We start from the raw sequence: 14,768 nt of genomic DNA on the forward strand, positions 1-14,768 counted from the left end.
AACAATGGCTATAAGTAATTGCTTGTTCTCGCCTACTTCTGAAAATCCTAGCGGATTTTCAGCTTGGTGCGTACTTGCAAAGTTAAGTGCTAACCCACGCAACTACTCATAGCCGAAGCCGTTACCTACAATTTGAAAAAACGTATCCTAATATTATTTTTAACTATACTTTCAGCTTGTAAACAAGAAAGTAAAATTGACAATTTCAATGGAATTTGGACTGAACCCGAATTGTCGGAACTGAATTCTATTGTTTCTGAATTTGACCAAATCTTAACGACTGAATACAAAACCGATTCCGAAAACAAAGCATATTTGGAATATTCCAATAACGTCCTTCAAAATCAAATCGTGCCGAATTTAAACGGAATGGAAAAATTGAGTTCTGATTTAAAAAAGTTTGTGGTTTTTGACAAAATTTGGTGGATATATACGGATTCAAATTCCGAACATTTCAATTTAAAAACTGATAGTAATTACATAAAATATTTGACCGAAATTGGAAAAAAATCCGATTTTATAAAAAATTACGCTGATCAACTTAATCAAGCAAATGACTTACTTCCTTCCGTTGTTGCTGGCTTTTCTAAAAACATTGAGAACATTGATTTGACCGACAAAAATAATCGTCTGATTTTTGCAATACACTATCTGACACTAATAAACCGATAAAAAAAACTGTAGGTAACACCGTATAAAAAAAATTGCTACTTTTAGCTTAACCAAAGTTAGTTGCTCGTTTGCTTGCTTCTGATTTTCCTTCGGAAAATCCTCGCACACAAACACGCAACTTTCCTTATACATAAACGTTGTAACCAATTAAAACAGAGATTATGAAAACACTCAAGATTAATGTAAAAATACTTCCATTTATAGTTTTACTAGCGATAATAGTTTTTGGGTGTGAAACAAAAAATAAGAAAAAAGAATCTACTGAAAAAGCTTCCAAAACCATATCAGTCCAAAAGGACATTTCAGCGGTAGCTGATTCTATTAATTTGGAAATCAATAACGGAGAATACGGATTGATTGACCGTTTTATGGTCATTCAAAACGAAAAATTATTAGCAGATTTTAAATATGAGCAAGACTATGAAACAATCGCTCAAAAATATGATACTACTAATCATCAATATAATTACAATCATCCAAATTGGCACCCCTACTATAACCAGACGAACTTACATACACTTCAATCTACAACCAAAAGCATCACTTCAATTCTTTTAGGAATCGCTTTCGACTTGAATAAAGATTTTGACGTTAATACAAGTGTGGTTTCTCTGTTTGAGAATTATGATGTTAAATCTTGGGACAAAAGAAAGAACGAAATGACCATAGAAGATTTGCTAACTATGAGAAGTGGTCTTAAATGGAACGAAGCGGATTACAACGACCCTTTTAATGATTGCACTTTGTTAGAGGAAAGTGATGAATGGATAAAGTTTGTGCTAGATAAACCCACAGATACAATTCCAGGTACAAAGTTTAATTACAATAGTGGTGCAAGTGTTTTATTGGGTAAAATTGTTCGGATTATTACAGGCAAACGAATTGATAAATGGGCTGAAGAAACCTTATTCGAACCTCTTGGCATAAAAGATTATTACTGGAAAGAGACACCAGATGGAGAAATAGACACCGAAGGTGGATTGTATCTTTCACCTGAAGACCTGTCAAAGATTGGTTTGTTATTTCTGAATAAAGGCAAATGGAACAATAAGCAAATTGTATCTGAATATTGGACTAAAATCGCTACAAGTCCTGTAGTCCAAGACGTAAATCCAGATGATGAGAGCAAAACAGGATATGGTTATCAATGGTGGGTTCCAAAACATTCTAATGGCAGAAGTGAAGTTTTTGCTACTAATGGTTTTGGAGGACAATATTTAATGTTGGCCCCAGACTATAATTTAATAGTCGTTTTTAACGGCTGGAACATTAATGACAAGGTTCAAAAGTCCACTTGGAAAGTTTTGGAAGACAGAATAATTCCTGTATTTAATAATAAATAACTGGGTACAACAATGGCTATAAGTAATTGCTTGTTCTCGCCTACTTCTGAAAATCCTCGCGAATTTTCAATTTGGTGTGTACTTGCAATGTTTAATGCTGAACCACGCAACTACTCATAGCCGAAACCGTTGTGCAACATTTGACAAAAAATGAAAATCCGAATATTAATTTTACTGACATTAGTAACTTCTATCTATTCTTGCCAAGAAAAATCGGACTTTCTCTCTGATTGTGAATGTGTGAAAATAGATTTAGAAAAGGGAATTGAAGTAACCGACAATCTTGACAGATTCCGAGTAACTTTTCCGAATGAAAATTGGGAACCGAATCTTCACACGGACGAATTGGGTAATGGAATTGTTGGAGCTCTACTCGATGGAGATAGTTTTAAATCATTTGGAGTTACGGAATTGACTAAAGCTGAAAACTGGATGAGTAAAAAAGAAATGCAAGCTGATATAGAATCGAAATATAATGTTATAGAATCTGGCTCAACGAAAATAAACGGAATAGAATCTTTATGGAATTTGGTTGACTTCAAAAATGATTCAATTCCTTCTTTAACTTTGTACATAACGACCGAACATCCGACAGAAAATTTATTTTATACTTTAAATTTATCTGTAAGTAAAGACAAATACGGAAAAAAGGAACTTTGCGAATTAGAGAATCTAATGAGAACATTTAAAACGAATTAAAAAACGTTGCACAACAATGTATAAAATTAATTGCTTGTTTCGAGCCTACTTACGAAAATCCTCGCGGATTTTCTATTCGGTTTGTATTTGCTAAATTCGTTGCTAAACCACGCAACTAATCTTATACAAAACCGTTAGCTACAAGGCGAATGAAACACTTCAAGAAAATATCATTTTTAGCACTCGTCTTGGGTTGGATTGGACAAATAATCACTCACATTATTTGGTCGAATTTGAGATACGAAAATGCTTCGGGTGGAGACACAGGAGTCGTAATTTTTTGGTCTTCATTTTTTCTACTAATATATTACGGACTCTTTATCCTTTTGCCAAGAAAACGAATTGCTAAACTTGCCGAGAGCATCGAAATTTTAAATTTCACGCTATTATCGGGAATTTATGCCTTAATCGGTTTTACTGTCCTAATTGGTTGGGGATTTTTAATATCTGATAATTTCTATGGTGTATTTTTGGACGCCTTTGTTTGCGGACTGATTTTCGGACTGACTTTTCATCTGATTTGGAACAAAAAACGGAATGAATTGAAACAAATACACTTGATTCCGATTCTGACTTTGCCAGTTCTCTTTCTATTCATCTATTTATATGCTTTTCCGAAATTATTACCATCACTTGCATACAACGCTGTACCACAATATGTGAGGCACGATATATTAAAAAACACCATTCCAAAGTTCAAGATTGGAGATGAATTATCGGAATTACAAAAAGCTTTGCCAGGTGAATTTGAATTTGAGGAGTGTTATGGAAATCGAGGAGCGATGTTAGAAAATTTTCAATATGTAATTGAAGTTAACTGTTGTAAAATAGTACGAATTGAATATGGACCAAGGCAAAAAACTGGATACACAATGGGTGGAAAAAGAAAGCCCTGTAGCTAACATTGTATAACCGCAATTACGGCGGATTCGACTACGTCCGAATCCACTCGGAATTGCTAAAGTCTGAGCTAAACCGAAAAGTCTGTGTATATTAATCCGTAACTGACGGTTATACGAGACCGTTAGCTACAAGGCGAATGAAACACTTCAAGAAAATATCATTTTTAGCACTCGTCTTGGGTTGGATTGGACAAATAATCACTCACATTATTTGGTCGAATTTGAGATACGAAAATGCTTCGGGTGGAGACACAGGAGTCGTAATTTTTTGGTCTTCATTTTTTCTACTAATATATTACGGACTCTTTATCCTTTTGCCAAGAAAACGAATTGCTAAACTTGCCGAGAGCATCGAAATTTTAAATTTCACGCTATTATCGGGAATTTATGCCTTAATCGGTTTTACTGTCCTAATTGGTTGGGGATTTTTAATATCTGATAATTTCTATGGTGTATTTTTGGACGCCTTTGTTTGCGGACTGATTTTCGGACTGACTTTTCATCTGATTTGGAACAAAAAACGGAATGAATTGAAACAAATACACTTGATTCCGATTCTGACTTTGCCAGTTCTCTTTCTATTCATCTATTTATATGCTTTTCCGAAATTATTACCATCACTTGCATACAACGCTGTACCACAATATGTGAGGCACGATATATTAAAAAACACCATTCCAAAGTTCAAGATTGGAGATGAATTATCGGAATTACAAAAAGCTTTGCCAGGTGAATTTGAATTTGAGGAGTGTTATGGAAATCGAGGAGCGATGTTAGAAAATTTTCAATATGTAATTGAAGTTAACTGTTGTAAAATAGTACGAATTGAATATGGACCAAGGCAAAAAACTGGATACACAATGGGTGGAAAAAGAAAGCCCTGTAGCTAACATTGTATAACCGCAATTACGGCGGATTCGACTACGTCCGAATCCACTCGGAATTGCTAAAGTCTGAGCTAAACCGAAAAGTCTGTGTATATTAATCCGTAACTGACGGTTATACGAGACCGTTGGCATTAATATTGAATGAACGAAGAAATTACAGATAGAATTGAACAGTATCTAGAATTAGACACTAATTATGCCATAATTATTAATGGGGATTATGGAATTGGAAAAACTCATTACATTAAAAATGAACTATTCCCAAAAATTTCAGAATTAAAAATTCCAAATTCCGAAAAAGATGAAACTTATATTCCCATTCTAATTTCTCTTTTTGGTGCTAAATCAATAGAAGACATACAAGACCAAATATTTGTTGAGCTTTACCCAACTTTAAAAAAGCGAGGAATAAAAATAGTCGCTGGATTAGGAAATACAGTACTAAAATATTTTGGAAGCAATCTTAAAGATTTTCTCAATGATACTGGAACAACAAGTGAAAGTTTAACAGATTACAGTAAAATATTAATCTGTATAGATGATATAGACAGAAAAAGTAAGGAGTTAGACTTAAAAGAAGTTTTTGGGTTTGTAAACAACTTGGTTGAAAACCATAATGGCAAAATTATTTTAATTGCAAACGAAGATGAACTTCGAAAGGAACTAAATACCGATAAAGATAATTACTCACTATTAAGAGAAAAAGTAATTGGGATATCTGTAGATTTTAAGACTAACGTTTCATCCATTTTTGATGAAATAATCAAATCCAAGTATGAACAAAATAATAAACCTTACTTTGAATTCCTTTCAGAGTACAAAAGCACAATAATTAATCGAATTGAACAGAACAATGATAACTTAAGAAACCTATTGTTTTTTCTCGAACACTTTAAAATTGTTTTTAATAAAACCAATGAATACTTGTCTAGTGAAAGCAAATTCAATTCCATAAAAGAAAATGTAGTTTCGGAAATCCTAGATTTTACACTTCCTATTTCAATTGAATATAAAATGGGAAAATTAAACTCATCAACCTTTGAACAAATTCAAGATACGTACAAGGGTTCATTCTTGGATATAGACATCAACAGCTTACTCGGAGAAGAGCAAAACGAACAAGAAGATTATTCGTATTCAGAGGAGTTTAATAATAAATATTTCTCAAACACTAATCATACTCGAAAAACATATTTTGATTCAATTTTCAATTATATAACAGGGAAAGATTCATTTGATATTAGTTCCTTAATTGAGGAATTAAATTCTATTTATAAATTTGAGAACAACACTATTCCTGAAAGAGAAAAAATCATTTCGAAATTAAACTATTGGCAATGTGTTGATTTAAAACATTCCGAATATCGTTCTCTAACAAATTCACTTTTAAATTATGTAGACAAAGGTGAATTTACTCTAGACCAGTATCCAACTGTTTTTCATTTTGCAACCCGTTTTAATAATATCTTGAATTATAATATAGAGAAACTTAAAAAAAGATTTAAGAGAGGAATTTCTAAAGGGGAAAATAATTACAAATATATAACCAGTCTTCACTTTAGATTATCGGTAGATAGAGAAAGTGAATTTTATAGTGATTTGACTGAAATTGTCAAATATTGTCGTGATGTAAATCTGAATATAAAAAAGAATCAAATTGAAAAAGAGTTAACAGATTTGTTTGAGCTTTTCACAAAAGATATTGATGCTTTTATTGAAAAAGTTGAGGAACATAATAATGAATTTATGTTTACACCATTCTTTACCGAATTTGATTTTAATAAAACTTGGAGAAGAATAAAACAACTGGATAACTCAAAAATAGTAAATTTTGGTTTTTATCTTGGAGGAAGATACAGAGTCCATATTTACGAAAAATTATATCCCGAAAAGGAGTTTTTAATTAGTTTAAAAGAGAAATCTGAAGAACTTATTGGAAATAATAAAACCACGAAACTGAAAACTGTAGCATTGGAATTTTTAAACAAAAAAATAGATGATTGCATTAAAAATTTTCCTGTATAAAATACTAATGCCAACAATGGCTATAAGTAATTGCTTGTTCTCGCCTACTTCTGAAAATCCTCGCGGATTTTCAGTTTGGTGTGTGTTTGCTAAATTAAGTAATAAACCACGCAACTACTCATAGCCGAGACCGTTGTGAGTAATTATGAAAAACCTTCTGATACTACTTTGCTTACTAATATTATCTTCTTGTAAAGAAGGAAATAAAGTACCAAAAAAAAATGACAAAGAAATTTTCAATTTCGTTCTCTCGGACACTATAGCTATTGGAAGAAACCTTGCAAGAATAAATGAATACTCAAGAGTCTTAAACAATAATCAGGAACCCTTTATATCTGTGATTGTTAAAAACGAAAATGAAGATGGAACTAAAATAATTGACACATTCAGTGATGGACTTAGAAACCCTTTTTTTGGCATTAGCAGATATAGTGTTGGAAATCATAAAATAGAATTCACAATTGAGGAAAAAATAGCGACTAAGACTGAAATAGATAATGACTCAATGGAATTGTCTATTCAAGATATTTATCATCACTTTGATTTTAATGTTTATGTCAAGGGTAATGGTTATGAATCTCCCTTAAATGAAATACTTAGAAAAAAAATGGATGAGGAATATGAAGAATAACTACTCACAACATTGTATAAAAATAATGCGTAAGTTTATTCCTAAATCCAAAAGTAGTGCTTGTTTGCTTGCATCCGATTTTCCTTCGGAAAATCCTCGCACTCAAACTACGCACTATTCTTATACTTAACCGTTGTAGCCAATTAAACGAAACCAAGAATGATAAAGAATTTATTGATAATCCTACTACTTACATTGATGACTTCTTGTGAATCCAAATCTCAAAATAATATGATACCAAAAGAAGAAATCGTTGGATTTTTTGACCGAATGAAATCAAATGGTGTTGACACAAATACCAAAATGCTTTACGGTTACTTTTTCACGAATGACGAACCAAAGAAGTTGGAAATAGTAGCGGAGGAATTAAAAAAGCAAGGATTTGAATACGTTGACATTTATCCCGATGAAACTAATCAATATTGGTTGCATATGGAAAGAATTGAAATTCATAATTCCGAAAGTCTTTTTAACCTAAATAAAGAGCTTTATGCGATTGCGGACAAATTTTCCATTAAAACTTATGACGGATTTGATGTTGGAAACGTAGATAAAACTAAAGGAATAGAAAGAGATACTTATGTTGTTCCAGAGGAATTTAAGTCTAATGATTTTGAAAAAGATGGAAGTCCATTTCTTGTGATTGCAAATTCAGCTTTTGATAATTTTCCACATAAAACAGAGTTTTCAAATTTTATAGAAATTACATCGAATTATACCCTAGAGGATACTTCAAAAATGCCGAATGAAATTGAATATGCTGAACTGGACGAATTAGATGTTTTCATAGAAAATAATCTAAATCAAAATGGAATTAAATCTTACTATGTTGGCAGAACTACATTTGGTGGAGAAAGAAAAATATACTTTGTGACTAATGACAAAGATGGAGCAAACGGACTTATGGATTTTCTAAAAGAAAACGGAAACAAAAGAGCGTTTGAATTCAAAATAATTGAAGATGCAAAATGGAATTTATACGAAGAAATAAAAGTAAAACTGAATAAAAAATAACTGGCTACAACAATGGCTATAAGTAATTGCTTGTTCTCGCCTACTTTGGAAATTCCTTCGGAATTTCCAACTCAGTGTGTACTTGCAAAGTTAAGTGCTAAACCACGCAACTACTCATAGCCGAGACCGTTGTGCTTCATTATCAGAAACCGCTAACCAATGATAAAATTCTTTAGAAAAATTCGCCAAAAAATGCTGACTGAAAATAGGTTCGGAAAATATCTGATTTATGCAATTGGAGAAATTATTCTTGTTGTTATTGGAATATTGATTGCGTTACAGATTAATAATAGAAATGAACTAATAAAAACCAACAGTAAGCAAAAGACATATTTATCGCTTATAAAAAATGAGATGGAGAACAATCTCAATTCCTTAAAAGAAGAAAGAATAATATTATCCAAAGTCATTCTGAATCAACAAATTGTGTTGGAATTAATGCAGAATGAATTTTCTCGTGATACAATTAGTGAAAATCAGCTTTCTAAAATTCTCGTAAATGCTATTTCTAATGATATATCAGTAAATTATGAGAATGGAGTATTGACGGAATTGATTGTCTCGGGAAATTTAAAAGACATTAAGAACGATAGTATTAGGAGTAAATTATCTTCTTGGGAAAGCAAAATATATAAAATAAGAGAACAGGAAAATTCTTTAAGTACTTATTGGGATAAGAGCAATGATTTTTTTGAATTGAACGGTAAGTTTAGGACACTTTTTGACCAAACTACGTATTCAGATTACGTAGAAATTGAAAGATTGCCAGTAAATGAAAGTAATAAAAAAGTACTGAATTCAACCGAATTTGAAAATATTCTCTTAATTAAATTAGCTTCTTCAATGCATTTGGAAAAGGGTGTATATCCAAAATACAAATCTGAATTAGTTGAATTGATAGACTTAATTGATAAAGAAATAAACTGAAAAAAATAACGAAAGCACAACAATGGCTATAAGTAATTGCTTGTTTTCGCCTACTTCTGAAAATCCTCGCGGATTTTCAGTTTAGTGCGTACTTGTAAAGTTAACTGCTTACCCACGCAACTACTCATAGCCGAGACCGTTGTGCAACATTTAACCAAAAATGAAAATATTCGGATTTTTTAAGAAAACAAAAGAAAGATTGAATAGCAATCAATCGGAAAGTGTAATTAAAAAATCTGACTCAAAATCTGTAAAGGAATCTATCTTTGAAATAAAACCAGATTCGGATTTCGAATTTGTTCACGTTGAAGAAGATGGTAGCGTAAGAGAATTAACGAGAGAAGAAAGAGGATATTTAAAAGAGGAATTTGCACCAACAGATGGAGCCAGACCTTACATAAAATTCAGATATAAAAGTAAAACACCTGACAACAAACTTTGGGGATTTCTTCCAAGAAAAAAAGTCCCTAAAAATATTGAGATTGAGAATATAAAAATGGACAAAGAAACATGGAGAAGGAATTGGATTCTAATGATTAAAGATTTAACCAATTTAGAATATCAAAAAAGAACTTGGCTTGACTCAAAAAACACGAATCCATATTATTCATTCATAGAATTTATGTGTTCTTACTTTGACGATTTGGATTTATCAGATGGATATGAAAAGCATATCGAATCTGAATTGGTAACAAAAGTCGAATACGAGATAATTTCGGATTGGCACAAATTGCTTTCCGAATACGAATCACCAAATAATGATGACTATGACAATCGAGCAGTTTTAAATGATAAAAATTGGTTGAAAATTATTGATTTAGGAAAGAAATCGTTGAAATTTTTAAAGCCGAATTTAGATAAATTTGAACGAAGTTTATTAATATAAAAAACGTTGCACAACAATGGCTATAAGTAATTGCTTGTTCTCGCTTACTTCTGAAAATCCTCGCGGATTTTCAGTTTGGTGTGTACTTGCTAAATTAAGTGCTAACCCACGCAACTACTCATAGCCGAGACCGTTGTGCTTCATTATCAGAAACCGCTAACCAATGATAAAATTCTTTAGAAAAATTCGCCAAAAAATGCTGACTGAAAATAGGTTCGGAAAATATCTGATTTATGCAATTGGAGAAATTATTCTTGTTGTTATTGGAATATTGATTGCGTTACAGATTAATAATAGAAATGAACTAATAAAAACCAACAGTAAGCAAAAGACATATTTATCGCTTATAAAAAATGAGATGGAGAACAATCTCAATTCCTTAAAAGAAGAAAGAATAATATTATCCAAAGTCATTCTGAATCAACAAATTGTGTTGGAATTAATGCAGAATGAATTTTCTCGTGATACAATTAGTGAAAATCAGCTTTCTAAAATTCTCGTAAATGCTATTTCTAATGATATATCAGTAAATTATGAGAATGGAGTATTGACGGAATTGATTGTCTCGGGAAATTTAAAAGACATTAAGAACGATAGTATTAGGAGTAAATTATCTTCTTGGGAAAGCAAAATATATAAAATAAGAGAACAGGAAAATTCTTTAAGTACTTATTGGGATAAGAGCAATGATTTTTTTGAATTGAACGGTAAGTTTAGGACACTTTTTGACCAAACTACGTATTCAGATTACGTAGAAATTGAAAGATTGCCAGTAAATGAAAGTAATAAAAAAGTACTGAATTCAACCGAATTTGAAAATATTCTCTTAATTAAATTAGCTTCTTCAATGCATTTGGAAAAGGGTGTATATCCAAAATACAAATCTGAATTAGTTGAATTGATAGACTTAATTGATAAAGAAATAAACTGAAAAAAATAACGAAAGCACAACAATGGCTATAAGTAATTGCTTGTTTTCGCCTACTTCTGAAAATCCTCGCGGATTTTCAGTTTAGTGCGTACTTGTAAAGTTAACTGCTTACCCACGCAACTACTCATAGCCGAGACCGTTGTGCTTCATTATGACCAAACTTTAACCAATGATAAAATTCTTTAGAAAAATTAGACAAAACTTACTTTCTGAAAATAAATTCAGGAAATATTTGATTTATGCTATTGGTGAAATCATACTTGTCGTTATTGGAATTTTGATTGCATTACAAATTGGTGACCTAAACGAAGAAAGAAAAAAACAAGATAAAGGCAAAGAACTGAAACAAGCTTTGAAGATTGAATTGAAAGCCGATTTAGAATCGTTGTACCTCGATTTAAAATATATAGAAGACGAATTATCAACTAATATTTCTTATTCAGAAAGACTATCCAAAGAAACTTCTACTTTAGACACACTCGTAAAAATTGTCAGATACGAATACATAATAGGCTTAAATAATGTAAAGGAATTAAACAAAACAACATTCAAATCACTCGAATCAACAGGAACCATTAATTTAATAGGTAATGAATTGTCAAAAAATGTTCAAGAATATTATTTGTATAGAGATTATACTAAAGAAATATTTAGTATCAATTTAGGAATATATTTTAATTTATTAGAACCTTTTATGTTGAAGTACCCAAATCAAACTTTTGCTCTTAAAGGGAAACTTCAAGACGAATATTGGAAAAGTCAAAATTTAGGAACTCTTAATGGTATGTTTAATGGATTATTGACTGTTAGATTACACAATTTGAATGTTCAAAAAAGGTATGTGAACGAAACTATTGATAGAACGAAAAGCTTAATTAATCGACTTAAATAAATATAATCAAGAAAATAACGAAAGCACAACAATGGCTATAATTCATTGTGGTTTTGTTCCACACCAAAGTAAAAGTATTAATCAATCGACTGGATTCTTGCGGAATAATCCTGCGGATGATTCCACAACGAAATCATAGCCGAGACCGTTGGCACCAATTAAAAAAGATACAATATGCATATAACAAAAGTATCAGTAAACAATTTTAGAAAAATAGACTATATAGAGTTTAAGCTTAAAGATTCTATAAACTCAATAGTTGGACCAAATGGTGTCGGAAAAAGTACAATTCTTGATGCTATAAGATTAGTTAAAGCGATTTTGCTTCCTACGATGAACAATGAGGCGCAAACCACACTTCAACATATGGGAATTTATTCCCCTCATCTTGGAAGTGTTCAGTTTTCTAATCTTGCAAATGATATTAGAAAAGATGTTCAAATAAATCTTGAATTAGTCTTATCTCAAAAAGAAATAATGCACTTGGAGAAATCGTTAGGACAATTCTCTATGCATCGCTTAAAATCCCAACTTCCAACTACTAACACCAATACTTTTGACCTGATTGGGTATATTTCGTCAAAAGAAGGAAGTGAAAAACTTCAGGCGATTCAAAACGAAACTCAAAACCGAATTCTTGAACTTAAAACTAATCCAACCTGCAATGTGAACTTGTCAATTAAAACTAATGGGCAAATAGTTGGTGAAAATGGAATAGACCAAGAATCTGTTTCGTATTTAATGCAAATTAGAAGCTACAATCTGACTAAATTTTCTTTTTTCCCACCTGATAGAACAATGCCATTGGGTGATACAAATATTCAGTTAGGACAAGGAGATGTGAATAATCAAATTCAATCCTATAGTGCAAATCCACAATTAAAATTTCAAAGGTTAAAAACTACTCTTTTGAATATTCTAATGGTTAATAACAATGATATTGAGAGTGTGAAAAGGGATTTTAAACTAATTTTTGATGAACTTCTACCGGGAAAAGAGCTTCATGGTATAAAATTGGAAAATCAAACAGGAAGATTGTCAGTATTAATAAAAGAAAAGAATAGTGGAGCTGTTTATGACATTGACTTCTTAAGTAGTGGGGAAAAAGGGTTACTTATGACTTTTTATCTTTTGATGAAGACAATGGACAAAGAGGGCATTATTCTTTTAGATGAACCTGAATTACACTTGAATCCTGCGGTTTGTAGAAACATAGTTCCTTTCTTAAAGTCCAAGATTTTCAAGGAAAAACAAGCACAAATTATTCTTACAACACATTCCGCTGAAATTCTATCTGCAACAAAAGATGATGAAACTTTGCATCTCTTGCACTTAATTGATGATAAGACAATAACTAAAATCCTAAAAAAAGATGATTCCGAAGCCCAAGAAGCTCTGAAATCTTTAGGTATTCAAACTTCGGATATACTATTTAATAAAGGAATAATATATCTAGAGGGTAACACTGATGAGGATTTTATACCAATTATTGTAGGCGATTTAATTTCTGGCTATTCAATCAAATCTTTAGGCGGTCGTGGAGAAATCGAAAAAGAAATCAAAACTCTACAAGAGTCTGACAATAATAATGAACTCGATGGTTATCATATTTTTATTCTTGACAATGATAATAAACCATATAAAGGAGTTTCAACCCAAAATGTCAAAGTAGTTCAATGGGATAGGTATTGTTTTGAAAATTATCTTTTAGACCCAGATGTACTTTATACTATTATAAAAGAGTATGATTGCGTAAATCGACCTCAAAATAGAGGTAGTCTTCAACAGAAAGTAAAAGAACTGGCTTTAAGTCAAGTGGATTTTAAAGCAATTAGAGAAGAATTAGATAATAAAATGCCTCAAAACATCTCAATTAAAAATTCTGAATTGAAAGGAAAAACTGATTCTGAAATTGTGGATGTTTTTGAAACTTCGGTTATTGAAACAAAAAAATTATTTGATGATTTTGATAATACTGACTGGAAAAAAGACTTGGCTAAATCGATATCAGATAAAAAAGCAGAATTAAAAGAATTGTGGTCTGACGAATGGAAAAAGAAATGTGATGGTAAAGCATTGATTAAGGCAATTCACAAAGAGTATGGAATTAAGGGGAACTTAACCAAACTGATTAAAGATATTTTAAAAGAAATGAGATTAAATCCTAACGAGGAATTTAATTCTATCAGAGGTAAAATTGAACCAATAATAAAATAACTGGTGCCAACAATGGCTATAAGTAATTGCTTGTTCTCGCCTACTTCTGAAAATCCTCGCGGATTTTCAGTTTGGTATGTACTTGCAAAAGTCTGTGCTAAACCACGCAACTACTCATAGCCGAGACCGTTAGCCAACATTAGAACGCAACCCCTGAAAATGAATCCCAATTGAATTTTGAACTGAAATATATAAGCACTACTGATAAAATATATACTCAAGCTAAGCAAGTTAGAATTGATTGTTTTTTTAAAGGAATGGACAATGCAGATGATTTAATTAAAGACAAATTTGAGGAAATTGGAATTCACATTATTTGCCTAAATGGAAAACAGCATGTTATCGGAACTGGTAGAATACATATTACTGAATCTGTTGGAATTATTTCTCAGATGGCAATAAAAAAAGAAAATCAAAGAAATGGAATCGGAAGAAAAATACTGCAAGAATTAATTCGAAAATGTAAAGAAATAGGAGTTGAAAAAATTGAACTAAGTGCAAGGGAAACAGCATTAGAATTTTATTCAAAAAATGGATTTAAAGCTTTAGGAAATAAATACCCTTCAGCTAAAACAGGAATTATACATCAGAAAATGATAATGAATATAAATAACGTTGGCTAACAAAGAACTGAGTTAAAAAACAAGCTTTTTTAAACCAATCTCGAAACAAAGTTTTCATCGTAAGGCCTTCCTGATTTTGCTATGGCAAAGGCCTGTTTCAACAACTTGTTTGCCACTGC

14 protein-coding genes are annotated in these 14,768 nt (G+C 31.4%); all 14 read left to right on the forward strand.

Annotation, left to right across the window (positions count from 1 at the left end; all coding sequences use genetic code 11):
- The first annotated feature begins 132 nt into the window (after positions 1-132).
- Complete coding sequence (locus H7U19_RS16515) at positions 133-672, forward strand: hypothetical protein (protein WP_186563992.1); 540 nt, start codon at positions 133-135, stop codon at positions 670-672.
- Between the two features lie 161 nt (positions 673-833).
- Complete coding sequence (locus tag H7U19_RS16520; protein WP_186563993.1) at positions 834-2,015, forward strand: serine hydrolase domain-containing protein; 1,182 nt, start codon at positions 834-836, stop codon at positions 2,013-2,015.
- 150 nt (positions 2,016-2,165) lie between these two features.
- On the forward strand, positions 2,166-2,714 hold the full coding sequence (locus H7U19_RS16525) for a hypothetical protein (RefSeq protein WP_186563994.1): 549 nt from the start codon (positions 2,166-2,168) through the stop codon (positions 2,712-2,714).
- 149 nt (positions 2,715-2,863) lie between these two features.
- Positions 2,864-3,616, forward strand: a complete 753-nt coding sequence (locus H7U19_RS16530) for a hypothetical protein (protein WP_186563995.1) — start codon at positions 2,864-2,866, stop codon at positions 3,614-3,616.
- 137 nt (positions 3,617-3,753) lie between these two features.
- Positions 3,754-4,506, forward strand: a complete 753-nt coding sequence (locus tag H7U19_RS16535) for a hypothetical protein (RefSeq protein WP_186563995.1) — start codon at positions 3,754-3,756, stop codon at positions 4,504-4,506.
- A 138-nt stretch (positions 4,507-4,644) separates the two neighbouring features.
- Entirely contained in the window at positions 4,645-6,528 is a 1,884-nt protein-coding gene (locus tag H7U19_RS16540) for a P-loop NTPase family protein (RefSeq protein WP_186563996.1), read from the forward strand.
- A 145-nt stretch (positions 6,529-6,673) separates the two neighbouring features.
- Positions 6,674-7,159: a hypothetical protein gene (locus tag H7U19_RS16545; protein WP_186563997.1), complete on the forward strand. Its 486-nt coding sequence runs from the start codon at positions 6,674-6,676 to the stop codon at positions 7,157-7,159.
- Between the two features lie 231 nt (positions 7,160-7,390).
- Positions 7,391-8,173, forward strand: a complete 783-nt coding sequence (locus H7U19_RS16550) for a DUF695 domain-containing protein (protein WP_222597462.1) — start codon at positions 7,391-7,393, stop codon at positions 8,171-8,173.
- A 159-nt stretch (positions 8,174-8,332) separates the two neighbouring features.
- Entirely contained in the window at positions 8,333-9,100 is a 768-nt protein-coding gene (locus tag H7U19_RS16555) for a DUF6090 family protein (RefSeq protein ID WP_186563999.1), read from the forward strand.
- Between the two features lie 160 nt (positions 9,101-9,260).
- Complete coding sequence (locus H7U19_RS16560) at positions 9,261-9,986, forward strand: hypothetical protein (RefSeq protein WP_186564000.1); 726 nt, start codon at positions 9,261-9,263, stop codon at positions 9,984-9,986.
- A gap of 163 nt (positions 9,987-10,149) precedes the next feature.
- Positions 10,150-10,917 (forward strand): DUF6090 family protein, encoded by a 768-nt coding sequence (locus tag H7U19_RS16565; protein ID WP_186563999.1) that lies wholly within the window; start codon positions 10,150-10,152, stop codon positions 10,915-10,917.
- Positions 10,918-11,086: 169 nt separating this feature from the next.
- Positions 11,087-11,809, forward strand: a complete 723-nt coding sequence (locus H7U19_RS16570) for a hypothetical protein (RefSeq protein ID WP_186564001.1) — start codon at positions 11,087-11,089, stop codon at positions 11,807-11,809.
- 174 nt (positions 11,810-11,983) lie between these two features.
- The gene (locus H7U19_RS16575; RefSeq protein WP_186564002.1) at positions 11,984-14,026 is read left to right on the forward strand and encodes an ATP-dependent nuclease; all 2,043 of its coding nucleotides are present in this window, start codon (positions 11,984-11,986) and stop codon (positions 14,024-14,026) included.
- A gap of 170 nt (positions 14,027-14,196) precedes the next feature.
- Positions 14,197-14,649 (forward strand): GNAT family N-acetyltransferase, encoded by a 453-nt coding sequence (locus tag H7U19_RS16580; protein ID WP_186564003.1) that lies wholly within the window; start codon positions 14,197-14,199, stop codon positions 14,647-14,649.
- The last annotated feature ends 119 nt before the right edge of the window (positions 14,650-14,768 follow it).

Origin of the sequence: Hyunsoonleella aquatilis (assembly GCF_014270105.1) — a bacterium.
Taxonomy (GTDB): domain Bacteria; phylum Bacteroidota; class Bacteroidia; order Flavobacteriales; family Flavobacteriaceae; genus Jejuia; species Jejuia aquatilis.

Coding starts and splice junctions, on each gene's coding strand:
- H7U19_RS16520 (WP_186563993.1), top strand. CDS start 834: ATGAAAACACTCAAGATTAATGTAAAAATACTTCCATTTATAGTTTTA.
- H7U19_RS16525 (WP_186563994.1), top strand. CDS start 2,166: ATGAAAATCCGAATATTAATTTTACTGACATTAGTAACTTCTATCTAT.
- H7U19_RS16530 (WP_186563995.1), top strand. CDS start 2,864: ATGAAACACTTCAAGAAAATATCATTTTTAGCACTCGTCTTGGGTTGG.
- H7U19_RS16535 (WP_186563995.1), top strand. CDS start 3,754: ATGAAACACTTCAAGAAAATATCATTTTTAGCACTCGTCTTGGGTTGG.
- H7U19_RS16540 (WP_186563996.1), top strand. CDS start 4,645: ATGAACGAAGAAATTACAGATAGAATTGAACAGTATCTAGAATTAGAC.
- H7U19_RS16545 (WP_186563997.1), top strand. CDS start 6,674: ATGAAAAACCTTCTGATACTACTTTGCTTACTAATATTATCTTCTTGT.
- H7U19_RS16550 (WP_222597462.1), top strand. CDS start 7,391: ATGATACCAAAAGAAGAAATCGTTGGATTTTTTGACCGAATGAAATCA.
- H7U19_RS16555 (WP_186563999.1), top strand. CDS start 8,333: ATGATAAAATTCTTTAGAAAAATTCGCCAAAAAATGCTGACTGAAAAT.
- H7U19_RS16560 (WP_186564000.1), top strand. CDS start 9,261: ATGAAAATATTCGGATTTTTTAAGAAAACAAAAGAAAGATTGAATAGC.
- H7U19_RS16565 (WP_186563999.1), top strand. CDS start 10,150: ATGATAAAATTCTTTAGAAAAATTCGCCAAAAAATGCTGACTGAAAAT.
- H7U19_RS16570 (WP_186564001.1), top strand. CDS start 11,087: ATGATAAAATTCTTTAGAAAAATTAGACAAAACTTACTTTCTGAAAAT.
- H7U19_RS16575 (WP_186564002.1), top strand. CDS start 11,984: ATGCATATAACAAAAGTATCAGTAAACAATTTTAGAAAAATAGACTAT.